Annotated in this window: 21 protein-coding genes, 1 other RNA gene and 1 pseudogene; 16 read left to right on the forward strand and 7 right to left on the reverse strand. The window is 60.0% G+C overall.

What is annotated here, in order from left to right:
* Window positions 1-126: 126 nt before the first annotated feature.
* Window positions 127-451: pseudogene (locus NCCP436_RS16165) on the forward strand (IS3 family transposase); the annotation flags it as partial.
* A gap of 121 nt (window positions 452-572) precedes the next feature.
* On the opposite strand, the gene NCCP436_RS16170 reads toward NCCP436_RS16165, so the two are convergent.
* Window positions 573-1496 carry a LysR family transcriptional regulator gene (locus NCCP436_RS16170; protein WP_220804997.1) on the reverse strand — a complete coding sequence of 308 codons (924 nt, stop codon included), beginning with the start codon at window positions 1494-1496 and terminating at the stop codon, window positions 573-575.
* Between the two features lie 212 nt (window positions 1497-1708).
* Here NCCP436_RS16170 and NCCP436_RS16175 point away from each other — a divergent pair, with 212 nt between their 5' ends.
* From NCCP436_RS16175 to NCCP436_RS16200, 6 genes are read left to right on the forward strand one after another with little or no spacing between them, the layout of a single operon-like run.
* A complete protein-coding gene (locus NCCP436_RS16175) occupies window positions 1709-2785 on the forward strand; it encodes a 4-oxalomesaconate tautomerase (RefSeq protein ID WP_143499044.1) in 1077 nt (358 codons plus the stop codon).
* A gap of 39 nt (window positions 2786-2824) precedes the next feature.
* Window positions 2825-4075: an OprD family porin gene (locus NCCP436_RS16180; protein ID WP_220804998.1), complete on the forward strand. Its 1251-nt coding sequence runs from the start codon at window positions 2825-2827 to the stop codon at window positions 4073-4075.
* Between the two features lie 35 nt (window positions 4076-4110).
* Window positions 4111-5091 carry a tripartite tricarboxylate transporter substrate binding protein gene (locus NCCP436_RS16185; protein ID WP_220804999.1) on the forward strand — a complete coding sequence of 327 codons (981 nt, stop codon included), beginning with the start codon at window positions 4111-4113 and terminating at the stop codon, window positions 5089-5091.
* Window positions 5092-5137: 46 nt separating this feature from the next.
* On the forward strand, window positions 5138-5590 hold the full coding sequence (locus tag NCCP436_RS16190) for a tripartite tricarboxylate transporter TctB family protein (RefSeq protein ID WP_220805000.1): 453 nt from the start codon (window positions 5138-5140) through the stop codon (window positions 5588-5590).
* Between the two features lie 3 nt (window positions 5591-5593).
* A complete protein-coding gene (locus NCCP436_RS16195) occupies window positions 5594-7108 on the forward strand; it encodes a tripartite tricarboxylate transporter permease (protein ID WP_220805001.1) in 1515 nt (504 codons plus the stop codon).
* A gap of 24 nt (window positions 7109-7132) precedes the next feature.
* Complete coding sequence (locus NCCP436_RS16200; protein WP_220805002.1) at window positions 7133-8098, forward strand: D-2-hydroxyacid dehydrogenase family protein; 966 nt, start codon at window positions 7133-7135, stop codon at window positions 8096-8098.
* Window positions 8099-8140: 42 nt separating this feature from the next.
* On the opposite strand, the gene NCCP436_RS16205 is transcribed toward NCCP436_RS16200, so the two are convergent.
* Window positions 8141-9049 (reverse strand): LysR family transcriptional regulator, encoded by a 909-nt coding sequence (locus NCCP436_RS16205; RefSeq protein ID WP_220805003.1) that lies wholly within the window; start codon window positions 9047-9049, stop codon window positions 8141-8143.
* 117 nt (window positions 9050-9166) lie between these two features.
* Between NCCP436_RS16205 and NCCP436_RS16210 the strand changes: the two genes are divergently transcribed.
* Window positions 9167-9925 carry an SDR family NAD(P)-dependent oxidoreductase gene (locus NCCP436_RS16210; protein WP_220805004.1) on the forward strand — a complete coding sequence of 253 codons (759 nt, stop codon included), beginning with the start codon at window positions 9167-9169 and terminating at the stop codon, window positions 9923-9925.
* A gap of 111 nt (window positions 9926-10036) precedes the next feature.
* Here the strand turns inward: NCCP436_RS16210 and NCCP436_RS16215 are convergent, their stop codons facing one another.
* The 3 genes from NCCP436_RS16215 to NCCP436_RS16225 all read right to left on the reverse strand — a co-directional run bounded on the left by NCCP436_RS16215 (window position 10037) and on the right by NCCP436_RS16225 (window position 12472).
* Entirely contained in the window at window positions 10037-11233 is a 1197-nt protein-coding gene (locus NCCP436_RS16215; RefSeq protein ID WP_220805005.1) for a benzoate/H(+) symporter BenE family transporter, read from the reverse strand.
* Window positions 11233-11844, reverse strand: coding sequence for a LysE family translocator (locus NCCP436_RS16220; protein ID WP_220805006.1), 612 nt, complete (start codon window positions 11842-11844; stop codon window positions 11233-11235). Before NCCP436_RS16220 ends, NCCP436_RS16215 begins: the two co-directional genes overlap by 1 nt.
* A gap of 181 nt (window positions 11845-12025) precedes the next feature.
* Entirely contained in the window at window positions 12026-12472 is a 447-nt protein-coding gene (locus NCCP436_RS16225) for a MarR family winged helix-turn-helix transcriptional regulator (RefSeq protein WP_220805007.1), read from the reverse strand.
* Between the two features lie 83 nt (window positions 12473-12555).
* Between NCCP436_RS16225 and NCCP436_RS16230 the strand changes: the two genes are divergently transcribed.
* From NCCP436_RS16230 to NCCP436_RS16260, 7 genes are all read left to right on the forward strand, one after another.
* Complete coding sequence (locus NCCP436_RS16230; RefSeq protein ID WP_220805008.1) at window positions 12556-13716, forward strand: PLP-dependent aminotransferase family protein; 1161 nt, start codon at window positions 12556-12558, stop codon at window positions 13714-13716.
* A gap of 83 nt (window positions 13717-13799) precedes the next feature.
* On the forward strand, window positions 13800-14402 hold the full coding sequence (locus tag NCCP436_RS16235) for a glutathione S-transferase family protein (RefSeq protein ID WP_220805009.1): 603 nt from the start codon (window positions 13800-13802) through the stop codon (window positions 14400-14402).
* Between the two features lie 120 nt (window positions 14403-14522).
* Entirely contained in the window at window positions 14523-15029 is a 507-nt protein-coding gene (locus tag NCCP436_RS16240; RefSeq protein ID WP_259651512.1) for a hypothetical protein, read from the forward strand.
* Between the two features lie 75 nt (window positions 15030-15104).
* Window positions 15105-15404 carry a hypothetical protein gene (locus NCCP436_RS16245; protein WP_220805010.1) on the forward strand — a complete coding sequence of 100 codons (300 nt, stop codon included), beginning with the start codon at window positions 15105-15107 and terminating at the stop codon, window positions 15402-15404.
* Window positions 15391-16791 (forward strand): TolC family protein, encoded by a 1401-nt coding sequence (locus NCCP436_RS16250; RefSeq protein WP_220805011.1) that lies wholly within the window; start codon window positions 15391-15393, stop codon window positions 16789-16791. The genes NCCP436_RS16245 and NCCP436_RS16250 overlap by 14 nt, the downstream gene beginning before the upstream one ends.
* 15 nt (window positions 16792-16806) lie before the next feature.
* Window positions 16807-18219 carry a multicopper oxidase family protein gene (locus NCCP436_RS16255; RefSeq protein WP_220805012.1) on the forward strand — a complete coding sequence of 471 codons (1413 nt, stop codon included), beginning with the start codon at window positions 16807-16809 and terminating at the stop codon, window positions 18217-18219.
* A gap of 263 nt (window positions 18220-18482) precedes the next feature.
* Window positions 18483-18776: a copper-binding protein gene (locus tag NCCP436_RS16260; RefSeq protein WP_220805013.1), complete on the forward strand. Its 294-nt coding sequence runs from the start codon at window positions 18483-18485 to the stop codon at window positions 18774-18776.
* 43 nt (window positions 18777-18819) lie between these two features.
* On the opposite strand, the gene NCCP436_RS16265 is transcribed toward NCCP436_RS16260, so the two are convergent.
* Complete coding sequence (locus tag NCCP436_RS16265; RefSeq protein WP_220805014.1) at window positions 18820-19098, reverse strand: HU family DNA-binding protein; 279 nt, start codon at window positions 19096-19098, stop codon at window positions 18820-18822.
* 370 nt (window positions 19099-19468) lie between these two features.
* On the opposite strand from NCCP436_RS16265, the gene ffs reads away from it, so the two are divergent.
* Window positions 19469-19565: signal recognition particle sRNA small type (ffs, locus tag NCCP436_RS16270), an RNA gene on the forward strand.
* A gap of 153 nt (window positions 19566-19718) precedes the next feature.
* On the opposite strand, the gene NCCP436_RS16275 is transcribed toward ffs, so the two are convergent.
* Complete coding sequence (locus tag NCCP436_RS16275) at window positions 19719-20762, reverse strand: LLM class flavin-dependent oxidoreductase (RefSeq protein ID WP_220805015.1); 1044 nt, start codon at window positions 20760-20762, stop codon at window positions 19719-19721.
* Window positions 20763-20942: the final 180 nt, after the last annotated feature.

Below are 20942 nucleotides of genomic sequence, written 5' to 3' on the forward strand. Positions count from 1 at the left end.
AGCGGCAACATCAGGAACTGGGTGCTGGCACCAATCGTGTGCCTGAACCCGGAGCGGGAAGCGGTACTGCAGCAAACATCAAAGGCAGCGTGATACGCTCACGCGACAACTACCTTGAAAATCGCCGAGAACAGCCGGCTGAAAAAGCTACTGGCCGAAGCCCATCTGGACATCGAGGTGCTGAAGGTGGTCGCTCGGAGACAAGGGTAAGCACGACAGCTCGGCGGGAAGCGCTGCAGGAGATGCGGGAGCGAACCGGTATCTGCGGCGCCGTGCCTGTCAGCTGATCGGGTTGTCTTGCTCGGTGCTGCACTGTCAACCTCGTGGCAGCGAGCAAAACACCAGGGTGCAAACCCAACTCGTGGAACTGGCACAGGAGCGCCGGTGTTTCGGCTATCGGCGCCTGCATATCCCGCTGCGATGTGCTGGTGTGGAGGTCAACCCTGACCGGCAGTGAGTCCGAGCAGCCACTAGCCGATGAAGCGCACGGCTCAAACGACTGCAGACCGAATAAGTCGAGGAGTTGGCCATCGTGAAGAGGGCTGATCTTGCTTATTCCAATAACTTCGAACTCAACTTGATTTGCTGTCGACGCCAAGCGAGGTGTAGCTGGGCCATTGCCGCAGCAGGGTTTCGACGAACTGTTCCGCTGCCGGTGACAGTGAAGAGCCACGGCGGCGCACCAGACCCAGAGTACGGCTGATTACCGGGTCGACCAGCGGGCGACTGACCAGGATCGGATGATCCTCGGCCGGCATCGCCAGGCTGGGCAGGGCGGCTATGCCCAGGCCGGCCTCGACCATGCCGAGTGAGGTCGACAGGTGTTGTACCTCGTAGAACCAGCTTGGGCGCCAGTCGAGATGGGCCAGGCCGTGGTCGAGCAGCACGCGGTTGCCACTGAGGCGGCCGACGCCAATCAGGCGGTAGTCGCTCAGTTCGCGCCAGGCCACTTCCGAGCGTTTGGCCAGGGGATGATCGCGCCGGCAGGCGAGCACGAAGGGCTCGTTGACCAGCGGCGTGAAGTCGATTTCCGCGCTCTGCCCGCTCTGCATGTTGATGCCGAAGTCCGCCTCGCCACGTATCACCGCCTCCAGCCCTTCATGGGCACTGAGGTCGAGGATACGGATGCGGATCTTCGGGTACTGCAGGTTGAAGGCGCGGATCACTGTCGGCAGGAAATAGAAGGCGGCCGTCGGTATGCAGGCGAGGGTGACCTGGCCGGACTGGCGCTCGGCCAGTTCGCGAATGCCGAGGATCGAGCGTTCGAAGTCGTCCAGCAGACGCTGCGCCTTGGGCAGAAAATCCCGGCCCACGGCTGTCAGGCTGACACGGCGCGTGGTGCGGTCCAGGAGCTGGATACCGAGGCTTTCTTCCAGCTTCTGCATGCGCCGGGTCAATGCCGGCTGGGACAGGTGGATGGCGTTGGCTGCCTCGTGAAAGTTGCCGAATTCGGCAATTTTCACGAAAGCGCGGATGTCTTGCAGTTCGTAATTCATGCGTCTGGATTATTAGTTGTGCGTATTTTTGTTTGAAAGTTACCAATGAACCCTAGTCTTTCGGCTCAGGACTGGCAAGCGAGAAAACTTCCGCATGCATTAATGCTTGAAATGGAATAAATATCAAAATATATGCATTTTACAAAATAAATACCTGCTCCTCATAATCAACGCAAAGCAACAATCACTAGTTTTATTGCGTTGGAGGCATCATGCGGACGGTACCTTGTGTACTCATGCGAGGCGGTACTTCGAAAGGACCGGTCTTTCTGGCCAATCACCTGCCCACTGACCCGCAGCAGCGCGACGAGGTATTGCTCAGCCTGATGGGGTCGGGCCACGAGCTGGAAATCGACGGCATCGGTGGCGGCAGCCCGCAGACCAGCAAGGTGGCGATCGTTAGTCGCTCGCCGCACCCGGACGCCGATGTCGACTACCTGTTCGTGCAGGTCATGGTTACCCAGCGCCGCGTCGATACCGCGCCCAACTGCGGCAACATGCTCTGCGCCATCGGTCCTTTCGCCATCGAGCACGGCCTGGTCAATGCCGGCTCGCCGATGACGCGGGTGCGCATTCGCAACCTCAATACCAACACCTTCGTCGACTCCGACGTGATGACCCCTAACGGCCGCGTTCGCTATGACGGCGACACCGCCATCGACGGCGTGCCCGGTACTGCCGCGCCCATCAAGCTGACCTTCCTCAATGCCGCTGGTGCCAAGACCGGTCGCCTGCTGCCTACCGGCCGCGTGCGTGACGAGTTCGACGGTGTCGTGACGACCTGCATCGACATGGCCATGCCGATGGTGCTGATGCATGCCGAGGCGCTGGGCAAGACCGGCTACGAGTCGCCCGCCGAGCTGGATGCCGACAGCGCGTTTCTCCAGCGCCTGGAACGCATTCGCCTGCAGGCCGGCCTGGCCATGGGGCTTGGCGATGTGTCGCAGATGGTCATTCCCAAACCGGTGCTGCTGGCACCTGCACGCCACGGCGGCACGCTGAGCGTGCGCTATTTCATGCCGCACAACTGCCACCGCTCGGTCGCTGCCACCGGGGCCATCGGCCTGGCCACGGCCTGTGCACTGCCCGGCAGCGTCGCCCAGGATGTCGCGCCCATCGAAGGCGAGGCACTGGTACGCCTGGAGCATCCGGGCGGCCAGATCGAGGTTTCCCTGCAGCCTGCTGCAGACGGTAACCCCGAGAACCTGCGTGCCTCGCTGGTGCGCACGGCCCGTCGCCTGTTCTCCGGCGAGGTGTACATCCCCACCCTGAGGCGCACGGGCAGCTGACTTCGTTTCACCACAACCACACCCCTAGGGCCAACCACAATGACAAGAACAAAATCCCTCAGTTGCTCCGTCGTCGGTCTGACGGTCATGGCATTGCCAGCAGTCGGTGCCAACGCTGCCGGTTTCATCGAGGACAGCAAGGCCAGCCTGGAGCTGCGCAATTTCTATCTCAACCGCGATTTTCGCGAGAATGCCGGGCAGAACAAACGCGAAGAATGGGCGCAGGGCTTCATTCTCAACCTGGAGTCCGGCTACACCCAGGGCACCGTGGGTTTCGGCGTCGATGCCATCGGCATGCTCGGCATCAAGCTCGATTCCTCACCCGATCGCAGTGGCACCGACTTGCTGCCGCGCAACAGCCGCAACCGCGCCGAGGACGACTACAGCAAGCTGGGTGTGACCGGCAAGGTGCGTTTCGCCGAGAGCGAGCTGCGCGTAGGCACGCTGCTGCCGAAGATGCCCTATCTGCAATACAGCAACGCACGCCTGTTGCCGCAGGTGTTCGAGGGCTGGCAGGTGCAGAGCAAGGATCTCGAACGCGCCACCTTCACCCTCGGCGAGATCGACCGCGTGGTGCAGCGTAACGTCTCCGGCTCCGACAAGCTGACGCTGAACAACAAGAACGGCCGTTTTGGTGGTAGCCCGGAGAGTGACGAGCTGCGTTTTGCAGGCGTGGATTACGCTATCAATCCGCAGTTGCTCACCAGATATCACTATGCTGAGTTGAACGATGTCTATCGCCAGCATTTCCTCGGCCTGCAGCACTCCCTGGCGCTGGGGCCTGGCAAGCTGAAAAGCGATCTGCGCTACTTCAGCAACAGCGAAGCCGGGCAGGAACTGGCAGGCGATATCGACAACCGTGTCATCAACGGCATGTTCACCTACAGCGCCACGGGTCACTCCCTAGGCCTGGCTTACCAGAAGATGCTCGGTGACGACGGCTTCACCTACGTCAACGGGGCTACGCCTTACCTGACCAACTTCCTGCAGATCAACGATTTCGCCGGTCCCGGCCAGCGTTCCTGGCAACTGCGTTACGACTTCGACTTTGCCAGCGTCGGAGTGCCGGGACTGACCTTCATGACTCGCTATGTGCGCGGCGACCAGGTCGACCTGGCGGTAGGCGAGGGGCGTGAGTGGGAACGCGATACCGATATCGCCTACGCCTTCGGCGATGGCCCGCTGAAGAATCTGAAAGTGACCTGGCGAAACGCGACCTACCGGTCGAGCTTCGTCCGCGACCTGGACGAGAATCGCCTGATCCTGAGTTACATCGTGCCGCTCTGGTAACGCCTTTCCTGACAACTCCAATAAAAGGAACAAACATGTCCACTTCAAATATTCGCAAGATTCTGCCGCTTACCCTGGCCTTGCTCATTGGCAGCACTGCCTCTGTGGCCGGTGAGCCGCATCGCCCTGAATGCATTGCCCCGAGCAAGCCCGGTGGCGGTTTCGACCTGACTTGCAAGCTGGCGCAAGTCGGCTTCAAGGACGAGAACCTTATCAACTCACCGATTCGCGTGACCTACATGCCGGGTGGCATCGGTGCGATTGCTTACAACGCCATTGCAGCCAACCGTCGTGCCGAGCCCGGCACTCTGGTTGCCTTTTCCGGCGCTTCGCTGCTGAACCTGGCACTGGGAAAGTACGGTCGCTTCGACGAGAACGCCGTGCAGTGGCTGGCTACCGTTGGTACCGACTATGGCACTCTGGCAGTCCGTGGCGACTCGCCATACAAGACGCTCGACGATGTCGTGCAGGCGCTGAGGAAGGATCCGAAGAGTATCACCGTGGGCGGTGGTGGCAGCATCGGCGGCCAGGGCTGGATGAAGATAGCACTGCTTGCCCGTGCTGCCGGCCTCGATCCGCGTGACCTGCGCTACGCAGCCTTCGAAGGAGGCTCCGAGCACTACATGGCACTGATGGGCGGGCATGTGGATCTGGTCACCGGCAGTGCGAGCGAGATTCGTGCACAGCAGGACAACGACATCCGCACGCTGGCGGTCTTCAGCGAAGAGCGCCTGACTGGCGAGCTGGCGTCGATTCCCACAGCGCGCGAGCAGGGTTATGAAATCCTCTGGCCGCTGATTCGTGGCTACTACGTCGGCCCTGAGGTGAATGCCGAGGACGTTGCCTGGTGGCGCGATCGCTTTGCCAAGCTCAGCGCTTCACCGGACTTCCAGAACTACCTGGCAGATCGTGATGTGCTTCCTTTCCATGTCGATGGAAAGGAGCTCAACGATCTGGTGAAAGCCCAGGTACAGGAGTACCGGAAATTGGGACGCGAGTTCGGTCTGGTTGAATGATGTCTATGGCGCCGCCTGTGTGCGGCGCGTTCTCGCGGAGCCCCCTATGCACGATCGTATCTTCGCAGCTATCACCCTGCTGCTTTGCTGTGTCCTGGCCATAGCCGCCTGGGGATACAGTGCCCCCTTTTCCTACGAGCCTGTCGGCCCGAAAGCCTTTCCCTTGCTGTTGCTCCTGCTGATTGCAGCCGGCGCCGTGCAACTGATGCTCAGACCAGTCCACGAGTCGCACAGCGAAGAGGCTGCCGCACCGCGTGAGGTGTTGATCAAGGTCGGTATCTGCCTGGCGATTCTGGCGCTTTACGCGGCACTGTTCGAAGTGCTCGGTTTCATCCTCTCCAGTGTGATGTTCGGCATCGCAATGGCCAGATTGTATGGCGGTCGCTGGTCGCACAGCCTGATCAACGGCACGGTGTTGGCTGTTGGGCTTTATCTGCTGTTCGACAAGGCGCTCGACGTTCCTCTGCCGCTCGGCATCCTTTCGTCCCTGGAGAACTGATTCATGGATACTCTCGGTTATCTCAGTCAGGGCTTCGGTGTCGCCCTGACGCCCTACAACCTGGTCACGGCCCTGTGTGGCACCTTGATCGGCACCGTGGTTGGCCTGCTGCCAGGTCTGGGCCCGATCAACGGCGTGGCCTTGCTCATTCCGGTCGCGTTCGCCCTCGGCTTACCGCCGGAAAGCGCCCTGATTCTGCTGGCTGCCGTGTATCTCGGCTGCGAGTACGGCGGCCGTATTTCTTCGATCCTGTTGAACATTCCCGGCGAAGCCTCGGCGGTGATGACCACCCTCGACGGCTACCCGCTGGCACGCAAGGGCCATGCAGGCGTCGCTCTGTCGCTGTCGGCCTGGAGTTCGTTCATCGGTGGGCTGATCGCCACCATCGGCGTGGTGTTGTTCGCGCCATTGCTGGCGAAATGGGCCGTGGCCTTCGGCCCGGCGGAATACTTCGTGCTAATGGTGTTCGCCATCACCTGTCTGGCCGGCATGGCAGGCAACAAGCCGCTGAAGACCGCCGTTGCGGCGTTAATCGGTCTGCTGCTGTCGTGCGTCGGCATCGACTCCAACAGCGGTGTGTACCGCTTCACTTTTGGCAGCCTCGGCCTGGCTGACGGCATCCAGTTCGTAGTGCTGGTGCTCGGCCTGTTCTCGATCAGCGAAATCCTGGTCTTGCTGGAGCGAACCCATCAGGGTCAGAAGGCGATCAAGGCAAGCGGTCGCATGCTCTTCAACCTCAAGGAAGGCGCTTTCGTTCTGGGTACCAACCTGCGCAGCGGTCTGCTTGGTTTTGTCCTCGGTATTCTGCCGGGCGCCGGGGCGACACTGGCCAGTGCTGTGGCTTATATGTCCGAGAAACGCATGGCGGTGAAGGACAACACCTTCGGCAAAGGCGATCTGCGTGGCCTGGCTGCACCGGAAACCGCCAACAGCGCCTCGGCTTGTGGCTCCATGGTGCCTATGCTGACCCTGGGCGTGCCGGGGTCGGGCACCACGGCAGTAATGCTAGGGGCGCTGACTCTGTACAACATCACTCCTGGCCCGCTGCTGTTCCAGAACCAGCCAGACATCGTCTGGGGCCTGATCGCCTCGCTGTTTGTGGCCAACCTGATGTTGATCGTGATGAACGTGCCGATGATCAAGATCTTCACCAAGATCCTCTCCGTGCCTTACTGGGCGCTGGTGCCTGCGGTCGCGATCATCACGGCCATCGGTGTCTACGCGGTACATGCGACCACCTTCGACCTGTTCCTGATGATCGTCATCGGCATCTTCGGCTACGTGCTGCGCAAGATGGATTTCCCGCTCTCGGCCATCCTGCTGGGCTTCATCCTTGGCGGGCTGATGGAGCAGAATCTGCGCCGTGCCCTGTCGCTGTCCAATGGCGAAATCGGGATACTGTTCGCCAGCCCGATCACCTGGGGTGTGTGGGCCTTGGTTGGCGTGATGATCGCGTTGCCGTTCTGGCGCGCCTGGCGTGCACGTCGCCAGCAGGCTCGTGTATCCAGCATGGCCTGATCCATTTCAAAGGAGCGTTCCTAGATGCGTGTCGTGATACCGGAAGACTACCAACGGGTCGTACAGTCGCTGGAGTGTTTCCAGCTGCTCGACGGTTTCGAGGTTCGCGTGTATCACGATCATGCCAGCGACCTCGAGGTACTGGTTGAGCGGTTTGCCGACGCTGACGCGCTGGTATTGACACGTGAGCGCACACGTATTGATGCCGAGTTGCTGGCACGTCTGCCCAACCTCAAGCTGATCAGCCAGACCGGAAGGGTGGGGCCGCACCTCGACCTGCAGGCCTGCCGCGAGCGCGGCGTGACCGTGGCTGAAGGCACCGGCTCACCCATCGCCGCTGCCGAGCTGACTTGGGCATTGATTCTCAATGCCCGGCGGCAACTGCGTGAGGCTATGAACGGGCTGTATGCTGGGCGCTGGCAGGTCAACCTCGGCCAGCGTCTGTATGGTCAGACACTGGGTATCTGGGGCTACGGCAAAATCGGCCAGCGTCTGGCTCGCTATGCACGAGCTTTCGATATGCGTGTGCTGGTGTGGGGCAGCGAAGCCTCACGGCAGACTGCCGTAGCGGATGGGCATGAAGCCGCGCAAACGCGCGAAGCCTTTTTCGAGCAGGCCGATGTGCTCAGCCTGCACCTGCGTCTGGTACCTGCCACTCGGTACTGTGTAGGTGCTGCTGATCTTGCACGGATGAAACCTGACGCGCTGCTGGTCAATACCAGCCGTGCCGAGCTGATCGCCCCGGGAGCTCTGCTCGAGGCTCTGGATCGAGGGCGTCCTGGTCAGGCGGCGCTGGATGTATTTGAGCAGGAGCCGATCCTGCAGACCGATCATCCACTGCTGGCCCATCCGCGCATACTCTGCACCCCGCATCTGGGCTATGTCGAAAAGCACAGCTACGAAGCTTACTTCGGTGAAGCATTTGCCAATGTGCGCAAGTTCTTGAAGAACCAGTCCGCAGAGATTGACCGTGATCCAGCGGCGAATTGAATCGACAGACGTGAGGGAACTTCGCCACTATGCTGTGTAGCTCTACTTGATCGAGGTGACATGAGGGCTGATCAGGCCTGTCAGCCAGTCCATAAACACCTGTACTCGCTTCGACAGATTGCGCCGGTGCGGGTAGAGCAGCAACACAGGCATGGGGGCGGCGCGGTACTGGGGCATCACCTCCACCAGACGACCGTCCGCCAGATAGGGCAAAACCCCGACCCGCGGCACCTGGATCAGCCCCAGGCCAGCGAGACAGGCCTGACTGTATGCGTCGGTGCTGTTGACCGTCAGCGTGCCGGGCATATCCAGCGTGCGCAGTTCACCGTTTTCCAAATATTCCCAGCCGTCGGCCCGGGCGCCCAGGTTGGGCACGTAGTGCACCAGGCGATGGTCGGCCAGATCCGCCAGGCTCCGTGGCGTGCCGAAGTGTTGCAGATAGGCCGGGCTGGCGCAGTTTATCTGCTCCATCTGCCCCAGGGTGCGGGCAATCAGGCCCGGATCGACCTGGCCACCGACCCGTACCACGCAGTCGAAACCCTCGCGGATCAGATCGACACGATGATCCGTGCAGCTCAACTCCAGCTGCAGTTGTGGGTGGATAGCGAGAAACTCGGCCAGGTGAGGCAGCACCAGGTCGCGGGCAACTGCCTGGTTCATGTCTACCCGTAGCCGCCCGCGCAACTGGTCTGCCTCCAGCTGGAACATCGCTTCGATTTCTTCGGCGTCGGCCAGCAGATCCTTGCAGCGCTCGTAACAGGCCTGCCCGTCCTGGGTCAGGCTGACCCTGCGAGTGGTGCGGTGCAGCAAGCGGGCGCCCAACTGGTTTTCCAGCTGCTGCACCAGCAGTGAAACGCTAGCCTTGGGTAGGCCCAGACTGTCGGCTGCCCGAGTAAAACTGGCCAGTTCGGCGACCCGAACAAATGCCTGCATTGCGTGAAGTCGATCCATAGAGGGGGGATTGTTAGCAAATTTTGGATAGTATAAAAATATTTCTTGGATTTATCCGTTATTGATTGGTCAATACTCTAGTTCTCGCAAGTCATATACCACTGCGAGGTCGTTACAATGAGTACCCCCATTACCCTGATCACCGGCGCCAGCCGCGGCCTTGGCCGGAATGCTGCCATTCACCTGGCGCGCCATGGCCACGATCTGATCATCACCTACAACAGTGGCAAGGAAGCGGCCGAGGCGGTGGTCGCGCAGGTTCGTGAACTTGGCGTCAAGGCTGTGGCCCTGCAACTGGACGTGGGGCGCAGCTCCAGCTTTGTCAGTTTCGCCGAGCAGGTGCGCCAGACACTGGCGGAAGTTTGGCAGTGTGACAGCTTTGACGCCCTGGTGAACAACGCCGGTATCGGCATCAACGTGCCGTTCGCCGAGACCACCGAGGAGCAGTTCGACCTGCTGATGAATATTCATCTCAAGGGCACCTATTTCCTCACTCAGAGGCTGTTGCCACTGTTGGCTGATGGCGGTCACATCCTCAATATCTCCTCCGGGCTGGCGCGCTTCTCGATGCCGGGTTATTCGGCCTATGCGGCGATGAAAGGAGGGGTGGAGGTACTGACCCGTTTCCTGGCGACTGAGCTGGGGCCTCGTCGCATTCGTGTCAACACCATCGCTCCGGGAGCCATTGAGACAGATTTTGGGGGCGGTGTGGTGCGTGACAACCGTCAGATCAATGCGGCGATAGCTGCGCAGACGGCCTTGGGCCGGGTTGGCGTGCCGGACGATATCGGCAAGGCTATCGCCATGCTGCTATCGGAAGAATCATGCTGGGTTAATGCGCAGCGCCTGGAGGTATCGGGCGGCATCTATAGCTGATTTTCCATCGCTACCCCGGCTGGTTTTGGCCGGGGTACTTGCGGTGTAGTTCCGCTGTTTAAGGCGTGTGCTCCAGGCTGATTAGAGAAACGTATGCGGAGCCGCGTCGAGTCAGGAATGAGGCTTGCCCGCATTGAGCACAGCCAGGGTCAGCAGCCCGGCAACTATACCCCAGAAGGCTGAGCCGACACCGATCAGGGTCATTCCCGAGGCTGTGACCAGAAAGGTGACCAGAGCTGCTTCGCGCTCGCTGGGTTCGCTCATGGCCTGGGTCAGGCCACCGATAATTGAGGCAAACAGCGCCAGAGCGGCGATGGATAGGATCAGAGCGGCCGGCAGGGCAGCGAAGAGAGCTGCCAGGGTGGCTCCGAAGAGTCCGGCGATACCGTAGAACACCCCACACCAGACGGCAGCGGTGTAACGCTTGCGCGGATCTTCATGGGCTTCCGGGCCGGCGCAGATGGCTGCGCTGATGGCTGCCATGTGAATGCCGTGACTGCCGAACGGCGCGCTCAGGATCGATACCAGCCCGGTACTGGTCAGCAGCGGCGAAGCCGGAACGTCATAGCCGTTGGCGCGCAGTACGGCCATGCCCGGCAGGTTCTGCGAGGCCATGGCGACGATGAACAGCGGAATACCGATGCTGATGGCGGCCGACAGCGAGAAGCTCGGCGTCGTCCACTGTGGGGCTGCCAGCTCCAGCTCGAAATTGCTGAAATCCAGTAGGCCGAGGAGGCCGGCCATCAGGCTGCCGACCACCAGTGCGGCCAGCACTGCATAGCGTGGCCACAGACGCTTGCCGGAAAGATAGGCCAGCAGCATGGCCAGAACCAGCCAGGGCTGCTGCTCGGCAGCGTTGCAGATTTCCAGGCCGATTCTGAACAATACTCCGGCCAGCAGTGCGGCAGCGATGCTGGCGGGAATGCGGCGCATCAGGTGGTCGAAGGTGCCGGTCAGGCCGATCAGCACGATCAATCCGGACGCCAGAATATAGGCACCAATCGCCTCGCCATAGGGCACCCCGGGCAGGCTGGTGATCAGCAGGGCTGCCCCAGGCGTTGACCAGGCGATCATTACCGGCGCGCGATAGCGCAGCGAAAGCACGATGCAGCACAACGCCATGCCGATGGACAGGGCCCAAATCCAGGAAGAAATCTGCCCACTGCTCAGCCCGGCGGCCTGGCCGGCCTGGAACATCAGCACCAGCGAACTGGTGTAGCCAGTGAGCATGGCGATAAAGCCGGCCACGATGGAGGAGGTCGAGCTGTCCGCCAGCGGCCGCAGGCGAGTGGTGGTTGCATCGTGCATCAGAACGATCCTGAATCGACGAGGATGGGGTAGAGGGAGGCCACCAGCAGGACGGCCATGGTGATATTGAATAACTGCAGTGCCCGGGGGTTGTCCAGCCAGTGGCGCAGAAGGCTGCCAGCCACGGTCCAGATGCCCACGCTGGGGCAGTTGACCAGGGCGAACAGGGCCGCTATCAGCAGTACGTTGGTGAAGAAACCCTCGTGAGGCGTATAGGTGGTGATGGCACCGATGGCCATGATCCAGGCCTTGGGGTTGACCCACTGAAAAGCCGCCGCCTGGAGAAAGGTAAAGGGTTTGGCAGCACTGTTGTCGGCGCTTTGTGGGGCTCCCGAGCGGGCGATCTTCCAGGCCAGGTAGAGCAGATAGGCGGCTCCGGCATAGCGCAGTACGCGGTGTAGCAGGGGAACCTGCTCAAAGATCTGTCCCAGTCCTAGGCCGACAGCAGCCACCAGTAGCATGAACCCCAGGCTGATGCCCAGCATGTGCGGAATGCTGCGACGTACGCCAAAGTTCACACCCGAGGCGAGCAGCATCATGTTGTTCGGCCCCGGCGTGATCGAGGTGACAAAGGCGAAGGTGATGAAGGCAAGCAGCAGTTCGGCGGTCATCGCAGGTTCTCCGTAGACTGTGCATCAGCCTATTGATCCGCCTGCTCGGCGTCGCGATACAGCCAGTGGCGTGATAAGCCGTACAGTCGTGATCCACGTTTGGGCTCTGATTCTTTGCAGCGGCATACCTATGGCTGTTACGAGCATCCGGATGAACCCGGACTGATTGTTATAGCCTCGTCTATCCATGCTCCTGTCGGCCGCGGGCCAATGCGCGGTTGACATCCAGCCAGCCCTGCACGGTTTCCTCGCCCATTTCGCTAAACACTTTTTGCAGCAGGCGTGCCTGTTCGCGGCGCAAGGCCTGTTCCAGCCTGGCGCCTTCCGGGGTGAAGCCAAGCAGGCGCTTGCGTTTGTCGTCAGGCGCCGTTTCGCTGATTACCAGATGCATTTCCATCAATTGGCGCAGGGGCGTGCTGAGTGCCTGTTTGCTCACGCCCAGGTAGCCCAGCAGTTCCTTCATGCTCAGCCCCGGGTACTTGGCGATGAAAAAGAGGATGCGGTGGTGCACGCGCGACAGTCCGCGTCGTGCCAGCATCACGTCGGGTTTGGCGGTGAAGGCCTGATAGCCGAAGAAGAAGGCTTCCATGGCAGCCTGCTGAACGGCAGGGTTTTTTAGGTCAGGCATATTGACGTATCCCTGGGTGTCGTCGTAGTTTCGGTCAAGCAGTTTGACTTAAATATCGCACCTTTGGCACCTCGGGAATACACATGGCCTTCTCTGAACGCATCGCCCGCCTGAAAAGCTCTCTGATTCGTGAAATTCTTGCTGCGGCGCAGCGTCCGGAGGTGATGTCGTTCGCCGGGGGATTGCCGGCCGAACCAATGCTGCCAAAGGTGGACTGGGCGGAAATGCCGGCCAGCATGGGCCAGTACGGCATGAGTGAGGGCGAGCCGGCGCTACGTGAGGTCATCGCCGCTGAGGCCCGCAAACTGGGTGTGCCCTGTGAGGCCAGTCAGGTTCTCATCGTCAGTGGTTCGCAGCAGACCCTGGATCTGGCCTCCAAGCTGTTCATTGATCCGGGCACCGAAGTGCTGCTTGAGGCGCCGACCTATCTGGCGGCGCTGCAGGCGTTCCAACTGTTCGGTGCCGATTGCATCAGCGTGCCGCAGGAAGCCGACGGCCCCGAGTTGGCCACCCTGCGTCAGCGCCTGGAGCAGCACAAGCCGGCCTTTGCCTATCTGATCCCGACCTTCCAGAATCCGTCCGGTACTCGTTACAGTGAGGCCAAGCGCGAAGCCGTGGCTGCGCTGCTCGATGAGTTCGGCGTGACCCTGATCGAAGATGAGCCTTACCGCGAGCTGGTGTTTGACGCTGGCAGCGCCACGCCTATCGTCAGCCGCCTGAAAAAGGCCAGCTGGATCTATACAGGCACGGTCTCCAAGACTCTGCTGCCGGGCCTGCGGGTCGGTTACCTGATTGCCACGCCTGATCTGTTTCCGTATCTGCTGCGCCTGAAGCAGTCGGCGGATCTGCACACTAACCGCATCGGCCAATGGCAGGCACTGCAATGGCTGGGTAGCGAGCACTATCAGCAGCACATGGCCGAACTACGAGCTTTCTACCGTATTCGCCGCGACGCCATGCAGGCGGCATTGCTGGAAAACTTCGATGACCTAGCCGACTGGCAGGTGCCGCAGGGTGGGCTGTTCTTCTGGCTAACCCTGCGGCAGCCGCTGGACACTCGCACACTGCTCGATGCAGCGCTGGCGCAGAACGTGGCCTTCATGCCGGGCGAGCCGTTCTTCATCAACCCGGATGCCAACCCCGGTCATTTGCGGCTGAACTTCAGTCATGTGGCTCCCGAGCGTCTTGGCGAAGGTCTGGGACGGCTCGCGGCGGTCATCCGGAAGGCACAGGGGGCTGTATAAGTCGGGCAGTTATCCGGTGCCGTAAAGGCCGGGTTCGGAATGCTTTTGCAAGACGGCACGCTAGCCGTGAGCGAGGAGGAGCGATGTTGAAGGTCTATGGTGATTACCGGTCGGGCAACTGCTACAAGGTCAAGCTGATGCTGCATCTGCTGGATAAGCCCTACCAGTGGGGCGCCGTCGACATCCTCAAGGGCGAAACGCAGAGCGAAACCTTCCTGGTCAAGAACCCCAACGGCAAGATTCCAGTGCTGGAACTGGAGGACGGCACCTGCCTTTGGGAGTCCAACGCCATTCTCAACTTTCTCGCCGAGGGCAGTGAATTCCTGCCCGGCGAACCGCGGCTGCGCACTCAGGTATTGCAGTGGCAGTTCTTCGAGCAGTACAGCCATGAACCCAATGTTGCAGTGGCGCGTTTCATCCAGCTTTATCAGGGTATGCCCGAGGAGCGTAGGGAGGAGCATGGCATTCGCCTGGCGCGTGGCTACAAGGCGCTCAAGGTGATGGAACAGCAGTTGCTGCGCACCCCCTACCTGGTCGGGGAAGACTACTCGATCGCCGACATTGCACTCTATGCCTACACCCATGTGGCGCATGAGGGGGGATTCAGTCTGGAAGCATTCCCGGCCATTTGCAGCTGGCTCGACCGGATTGCCAGTCATCCGCGGCATGTGACCATGCTGGGGTGATCTACTCAAAGCGACAGTCGTAACGTGCGAGTGTAATTCGTGTGATACGACTGGTGCGGGCGTTTGGCTCTCTTTAAGGGGCGACTCATTTGCTCAAGCACTATGTCTGACGGGGTGGCAGTGCATTTTCGCAACGCCCCCGACTTTCTTGCATTCTGTTACGTAGCTCTGGACAAAGTACTCGGGGCACGGATAATCCGCCCATCGCTCATTGCGCTCTCTTTTTGCGAACCTATGCGCCATTTCCTGCGTAACGTTGTTGTTTGGGTGCTGATGCTGGCTTTGCCAGCACAGTCCTTGGCGGCGTTCGGCATGCAATTGTGTGAGCAGGTATATCGCAGCGATGTTTCGCAGGTGAGCGCAAGTCAGCAGAGCGATCATGGCATGCGCCACGGCATGGAGGCCGAAAGTGCGGCCTGCGTTCAGCATGGCTCCACTACAGTCGATGCCCCTGACAGCGATTCTTGTGCTTTTTGTGCCTTTTGCATAGTGGCTGGCGCTTCCGGTCAGGCGTCTTTCACCGACACCATCCCGCAAAACTCCGAGCTGGCCAAAGCCTGGCCTGCTCGCCTCGTTGTCGGCGTGTTCGATACACCAGAACGACCTCCTCGTCATTTTCTCGCCTGAGCCCCCAAGGCGGCGCCTTTAATTCGGCGCCTGTAGCTCATGTGGCCATCTGGCCGCTTTATGCGAGAACACATCATGACTTTGCAATTTCTTGCCGGATGGCTGCTGGGCATTTGCGCCCTGGCGGTTTCCGGCTCTCTGACGGCTGCCCAGCCTGATCCGCTGGACGCCATTGCTGCCGTGCCGGCGCAAAATTATCTTTCTCCCTTGCATGACTATCAGGCTCAGGTCGATGAGCCGCTGCAGGACTGGCGTGCAGCCAACGATCTGGTCGGGCGTATAGGAGGTTGGCGCACTTACAGCATGGAGGGCTGGCAGCAGTCCGGCGAGCAGGCTGATGAACCAGCCGCAGGAGGTGGTCATGTCCACCATTAAGCCTTTGGCAATGTTCTGTGCCGTACTGTTGCTGGCAGGGTGCGCCGGTTTTAGCCGGGATGGCGGTTTTGCCGCGGTGCAGCACGATGCTGAGAGTCGACTGAATAAGCAACTGCTCTGGGCGCGTGATCAAGAGGATCGCAGCCTGATCGAGTTACGTGTTGCAGAGTTGCTTGCTAACCCCTTGAGTGCGGAGGCTGCGGTTCAGCTGGCATTGCTGAACAATCGCGGCTTGCAGGCATCTTTCGATGAGCTGGGAATCGGCGAGGCCGACCGGGTACAGGCAGATCGCCTGCCCAATCCGGGGTTTTCATTCGGACGCCTGGAGAAGGGTAGCGAGGTCGAATACGAGCGAGGGTTGCAGCTGAATCTGGCGCGATGGATCGCTTTGCCAATGATTTCGCGCCAGGAGGGGCGTCGCTTTGAGCAGTTACAGAGGCAAATCAGTCTGGCTGTGTTCGAACTGGCCAGTGAAACACTTAAAGCCTGGTATCAGGCGGTTGCTGCCGAAGAAGGAGTGATCTACGCGCGACAGGTGCTGGAGGCTGCAGAAGCTGGAGCTGAGCTGGCCCGGCGTATGGCAGTGGTAGGCAACTTCAGCCGGCTGCAGCAGGCCGAGCAGCAGAGCTTCTATGCCGAAGTCGGCATCAGTCTGATCCAGGCCGAGCAGATCCGCATGCGTAGTCGTGAACAGTTGGCGCGCTTGCTTGGCCTTTGGGGTGGTCAACTCGACTATCAGCTGCCTGAGCGACTTCCGGCATTGCCCGATAATGCAGAAGAGTTGCTGGATGTGGAACGCCTGGCGTTGAGTCAACGACAGGACATTCTGTCTGCGCGTCTGGATGCGGAGCGCCTGGCACAAAACCTGGGGGCGATTCGAACTTTAGGTTTTATCAATGTGCTGGAACTGGGCGTGGTCAACAATCGCTCGAATGAGGCACCTACCCTGCGCGGCTATGAGGTCGGCGTGGAACTGCCGTTGTTCGACTGGGGCGGCGCCAATAAGGCACGAGCCGAGGCTCAGTATCGTCAGGCGCTTAACCGCGCGGCTGAAATTGCCGTCAATGCCCGTTCGCAGGTTCGCGAGGCTTATAAGAACTACCGCAACACCTTTGAGTTGGCCAGACACTATCGTGCCGAAGTTCTGCCGTTAAGTCGGCGAATAGCTGCAGAGAAGATGCTGCGTTACAACGGCATGTTCATCAGTACGTTCGACCTGATTGCCGATGCCCGTCGTCAGGTGCAGGCGGTGAGTAGCTACCTGCAGGCGCAGCTCGACTTCTGGCAGGCCCGCGTAGAGCTCGACAGGGCTCTGTCAGGCATTCCCCGCATCTCCCACGATTCTGCTCTTGCTGACGTAGCCGAGCTGACCACCGCCGACAGTTGAGTAAGGTATTTCCAGATGGTTTCACGACGCGATTTCTTTCTCGGGGCAGGTGCAATCAGTGCTGCGGTAGCAAGCTCGGCAGTCAGTCGGGTGGCCATGGCAGCCCTTCCTGAACCCGTGCTGCAGGCCAGTGCTGACACCCAGCCGCCGCTGCAGCCAAGCAGTGGCCGCCCCTATAACCCGGTAGTTACTCTCAATGGATGGACCTTGCCCTGGCGGATGAACAACGGAGTCAAGGAGTTTCACCTGGTCGCCGAGCCGGTTGTGCGCGAACTGGCACCCGGCTACAAGGCACATTTGTGGGGGTACAACGGCCAGTCCCCGGGGCCGACCATTGAGGTGGTAGAGGGTGATAGGGTGCGCATTTTTGTCACCAACAGGCTGCCCGAACACACCAGCATTCATTGGCATGGACAGCGTCTTCCGAATGGCATGGATGGTGTGGCTGGGCTGAACCAGCCGGCTATCCCGGTGGGAAAGACCTTTGTTTATGAATTCGTTGCCCGCCGCCCCGGAACCTTCATGTATCACCCGCACGCGGATGAAATGGTGCAGATGGCCATGGGCATGATGGGCTTCTGGGTCACCCATCCCAAAGAACACCACCCACTGATTAGCGAAGTGGATCGAGACTACTGCTTTCTCCTCAGTGCCTATGACATCGAGCCAGGCGCCTACACGCCGAAGATCATGGAGATGCTCAACTTCAACCTGTGGACTTTTAACAGCCGTGTGTTCCCGGGCATCGACCCGCTGGTAGCGCGTCAGGGTGAGCGCGTTCGTTTGCGCGTCGGCAATCTGACTATGACCAATCATCCGATCCACTTGCATGGCCATGAGTTCGAAGTCACCGGTACTGATGGCGGGCCTACGCCGCTGGCTGCGCGCTGGCCAGAGGTGACTGCCGACGTAGCGGTAGGACAGATGCGTCAGTTGGAGTTTGTCGCCGATGAGGAAGGTGACTGGGCACTGCATTGCCACAAGAGTCATCACACGATGAATGCCATGGGGCACGACGTGCCGACTCTGATTGGAGTTGACCATCGTGACATCACTCGCAAGCTGGCCAGGCTGATACCGGACTACATGGTGATGGGGGAGCGCGGCATGGCCGACATGGCCGAAATGCAGATGCCTCTGCCGGACAACACCGTGCCAATGATGACCGGTGATGGGCCGTTTGGCTCAGTCGAAATGGGAGGCATGTTCACCATGCTCAAAGTACGCAAGGGACAGGCCGGGGGGGATTATCGAGACCCGGGTTGGTTCAGGCATCCAGCCGGAACGGTGGCCTATGAGTGGAAGGGTAAGTTGGCTAGTCCGGTCCGCTCGAATCACGGTGGCGGTCATTCGATGCCTCTCAAGCAGTCCCCAGAAGCGCCAGTAGAGGTGATGGTGCGAAAACCTGGCGTACATGACGGTCACTGACGGGGCGACATTCCCCCAGTGACTGGGGCGTGGCAATCAAGAGGTGAGCAGTTGAACAAACATTGTTCACCGGCTCTGACAGGGTTACCGGACATTCCGGATGTAGCCCGGCGCCCCTGGAGGGGGCAAGGCTGCGGATGAATTAACTTAAACCTTTAATTGATCAGAAAGGATCCACTGGATTCGACTGATTTCTTGTGTTGGCAGATGGATATGGTCGGGGGCATTGGCGCCCCGGTCGAAAAAACTTTAGAGGAAATGTAATGAACAAATCATTATTGCTTGCGGCCCTGGCTACTTTGCTCAGCCTGCCGGTACAGGCCGCCGACTCGCAGCCGTTAAGCCGTGGAGAGGTACGCATGGTAGATATTGCTTCGCAGAAGATCACACTGCGCCATGGTCCGATCTCCAGTATCGGCATGCCGCCTATGACAATGGTCTTTGAGGTAGAGAAACCGGAACTGCTGGAGGGAATATCAGTCGGGGACAGGGTGGACTTTCAAGCAAAACAGCAAGCCAATCGATTTATCGTTACCGAGTTGCATGTAACGAAATAAGGCGCTGGAGTAGGCCCAGGCGCAACACCTGGGCCTACCTGTATCAGTTCAGAGCGTCGGTCAGAGCCTTGGCTGGTACCAGCTTGACCACTTTCTTGGCAGCGATCTCGATGCTTTTGCCGGTCTGAGGATTGCGCCCGGTGCGCGCCGGACGTTCGCTCACCTTCAGTTTGCCAATGCCGGGCAGGGTGATCTCACCGTCGTTTTCCAGTGCGTCGCCGACAATTTCGCCCAACTGATCGATCAGGTTGCGGACGGTGGCCTTTGGCAGGGAAACGGCCTCGGCCAGATCGCCGATCAGCTGGTCTTTGGTGATTGCCATGATGTAACTCCATTGCAGGTGAGATGGTTCGGTAGCCAGAGTCAGTTCCGGTTGTCCGAGTGTGGGAACGCTAGCACATAAGACCGGGATTGGCAGTGATGCATTGGCCCGGCTTGATAGGGCTTAGTGTCGCATCTGGCAGCGAGGTTCCGGGGGGGCGATGAAAAAGCCGCTGCGCATAGATGAGGCGTCTCGGCGGTTGGAACTCCTGCTGACTGGCAGTTATGTGGAGCTACGCAAGTGCTGGCTTGGAAGGAAAGCGCAGATGTAACTGATCGCTCAGGCTAAGTCCTTGAAGCGGTTGTAAGTTTCCATTTAATCGTTACAATGACGCGGCTCGCTGCAATGGCGGGCTGCGTTATGGTGGTCCTGCCGGTCCCCTCGCATCGATCAGCCGTGAACCCGGTCAGGCCCGGAAGGGAGCAGCCGTAGCGGTGACATCGAGTGCCGGGGTGTGGCTGGTGGGGCCACCTCCAGTATTCTTATTTTTCCCTACTTGATTGACCAGCTCCCGGCGCTTCGCTGTATGGAAGGCTATTGCCGCATCTGTGGCAAAACGCACTGCGCCTGCCGGGCAGGGCGCGGCAGGCGCAGAGGTTGGTGCGGCAGCTAGTCGACGATTAGCGGAATGCTGGCACCACGTACTTGATGAACAATTCCAGAGATTTCTTCTTCTCAGCGTAGGGCAGGCTGTTATCGGCCCAGAAGCTGAACTCGTCCACGCCCAGTTCCTGATAGTAACGAATGCGTTCGATGACTTCTTCGGGGGTGCCGATCATGCTGTTGATGCGGATATTTTCCAGCTCGAACTCCGGACGCTCCTTGAATTTTTCTTCCGGACTTGGCGGCAGCAGACCATTGACCGGGGTCTGCTTGTTGCCGAACCAGGCGTCGAAGGTTCGGTAGAAGTTCGAGATGGCCGCTGCGCCAATCTTCCAGCCGTCCGGATCATCTGCACTGTGCACGTGGGTGTGACGCAGAACCATCAATTGTGGACGCGGTACGCCGGGGTTGTTGGCCAGGGCGTTCTCGAACTTGTTCCTCAGGTCGACCACTTCTTCATCGCCCTTCATCAGCGGTGTGACCATTACGTTGCAGCCGTTGGCCACGGCGAAATTGTGGGAATCCGGGTCGCGCGCGGCAATCCACATCGGCGGGGTGGGCTGCTGAATCGGACGGGGCGAGGAGGTCGCGGTGGGAAACTTCCAGATCTCGCCGTCATGAGCGACATCGCCCTGCCACAGTGCTCGTACTACAGGCACCATTTCACGCAGGTACTTGCCGCCATCGGTGGCCGGCATGCCATTCATCATGCGATCGAATTCGTATTGGTAGGCGCCACGGGCCAGCCCGACCTCCATGCGACCGTTGCTGATTACGTCGAGCAGGGCGCATTCGCCGGCAACGCGGATCGGGTGCCAGAACGGCGCGATGATGGTGCCGGCGCCCAGACGAATGGTAGTGGTGCGTGCGGCGAGGTAGGCCAGCAGGGGCATCGGGCTCGGCGAGATGGTGTACTCCATCGCATGGTGCTCGCCGATCCATACCGTGGAGAAACCGCCGGCCTCGGCCATCAGTGTCAGCTCGGTGAGCTGTTCGAACAGTTGGCGATGGCCGACCTGATCGTCGTAGCGCTCCATGTGAACGAACAAGGAAAATTTCATTCTGGGTGTCCTCGAATCTGTTGGGTCGTTTCGAACCTGCAGGGCTGAAGCGTTCTGTGCGCTTCTGCTGTAGGGGTTCCGCGATCGGTTTGGCGCAGTGCAAGGCGGTGCGGATCGTTACATATTGGTATACCATAATATGGGATGTCTGCAAGGCTTTCCCGCTTTTCCTTTCCAGAA

Source organism: Pseudomonas sp. NCCP-436 (genome assembly GCF_019656335.1).
GTDB lineage: Bacteria > Pseudomonadota > Gammaproteobacteria > Pseudomonadales > Pseudomonadaceae > Aquipseudomonas.

Excerpts from the sequence above, each read along its gene's own strand:
- NCCP436_RS16220 (WP_220805006.1), bottom strand. The coding sequence starts at position 11,844 with ATGACCGCCGAACTGCTGCTTGCCTTCATCACCTTCGCCTTTGTCACC.
- NCCP436_RS16210 (WP_220805004.1), top strand. The coding sequence starts at position 9,167 with ATGAGTACCCCCATTACCCTGATCACCGGCGCCAGCCGCGGCCTTGGC.
- NCCP436_RS16200 (WP_220805002.1), top strand. The coding sequence starts at position 7,133 with ATGCGTGTCGTGATACCGGAAGACTACCAACGGGTCGTACAGTCGCTG.
- NCCP436_RS16175 (WP_143499044.1), top strand. The coding sequence starts at position 1,709 with ATGCGGACGGTACCTTGTGTACTCATGCGAGGCGGTACTTCGAAAGGA.
- NCCP436_RS16275 (WP_220805015.1), bottom strand. The coding sequence starts at position 20,762 with ATGAAATTTTCCTTGTTCGTTCACATGGAGCGCTACGACGATCAGGTC.
- NCCP436_RS16255 (WP_220805012.1), top strand. The coding sequence starts at position 16,807 with ATGGTTTCACGACGCGATTTCTTTCTCGGGGCAGGTGCAATCAGTGCT.
- NCCP436_RS16205 (WP_220805003.1), bottom strand. The coding sequence starts at position 9,049 with ATGGATCGACTTCACGCAATGCAGGCATTTGTTCGGGTCGCCGAACTG.
- NCCP436_RS16170 (WP_220804997.1), bottom strand. The coding sequence starts at position 1,496 with ATGAATTACGAACTGCAAGACATCCGCGCTTTCGTGAAAATTGCCGAA.
- NCCP436_RS16260 (WP_220805013.1), top strand. The coding sequence starts at position 18,483 with ATGAACAAATCATTATTGCTTGCGGCCCTGGCTACTTTGCTCAGCCTG.
- NCCP436_RS16195 (WP_220805001.1), top strand. The coding sequence starts at position 5,594 with ATGGATACTCTCGGTTATCTCAGTCAGGGCTTCGGTGTCGCCCTGACG.
- NCCP436_RS16225 (WP_220805007.1), bottom strand. The coding sequence starts at position 12,472 with ATGCCTGACCTAAAAAACCCTGCCGTTCAGCAGGCTGCCATGGAAGCC.
- NCCP436_RS16180 (WP_220804998.1), top strand. The coding sequence starts at position 2,825 with ATGACAAGAACAAAATCCCTCAGTTGCTCCGTCGTCGGTCTGACGGTC.
- NCCP436_RS16250 (WP_220805011.1), top strand. The coding sequence starts at position 15,391 with ATGTCCACCATTAAGCCTTTGGCAATGTTCTGTGCCGTACTGTTGCTG.
- NCCP436_RS16235 (WP_220805009.1), top strand. The coding sequence starts at position 13,800 with ATGTTGAAGGTCTATGGTGATTACCGGTCGGGCAACTGCTACAAGGTC.
- NCCP436_RS16265 (WP_220805014.1), bottom strand. The coding sequence starts at position 19,098 with ATGGCAATCACCAAAGACCAGCTGATCGGCGATCTGGCCGAGGCCGTT.
- NCCP436_RS16245 (WP_220805010.1), top strand. The coding sequence starts at position 15,105 with ATGACTTTGCAATTTCTTGCCGGATGGCTGCTGGGCATTTGCGCCCTG.
- NCCP436_RS16215 (WP_220805005.1), bottom strand. The coding sequence starts at position 11,233 with ATGCACGATGCAACCACCACTCGCCTGCGGCCGCTGGCGGACAGCTCG.
- NCCP436_RS16230 (WP_220805008.1), top strand. The coding sequence starts at position 12,556 with ATGGCCTTCTCTGAACGCATCGCCCGCCTGAAAAGCTCTCTGATTCGT.
- NCCP436_RS16190 (WP_220805000.1), top strand. The coding sequence starts at position 5,138 with ATGCACGATCGTATCTTCGCAGCTATCACCCTGCTGCTTTGCTGTGTC.
- NCCP436_RS16185 (WP_220804999.1), top strand. The coding sequence starts at position 4,111 with ATGTCCACTTCAAATATTCGCAAGATTCTGCCGCTTACCCTGGCCTTG.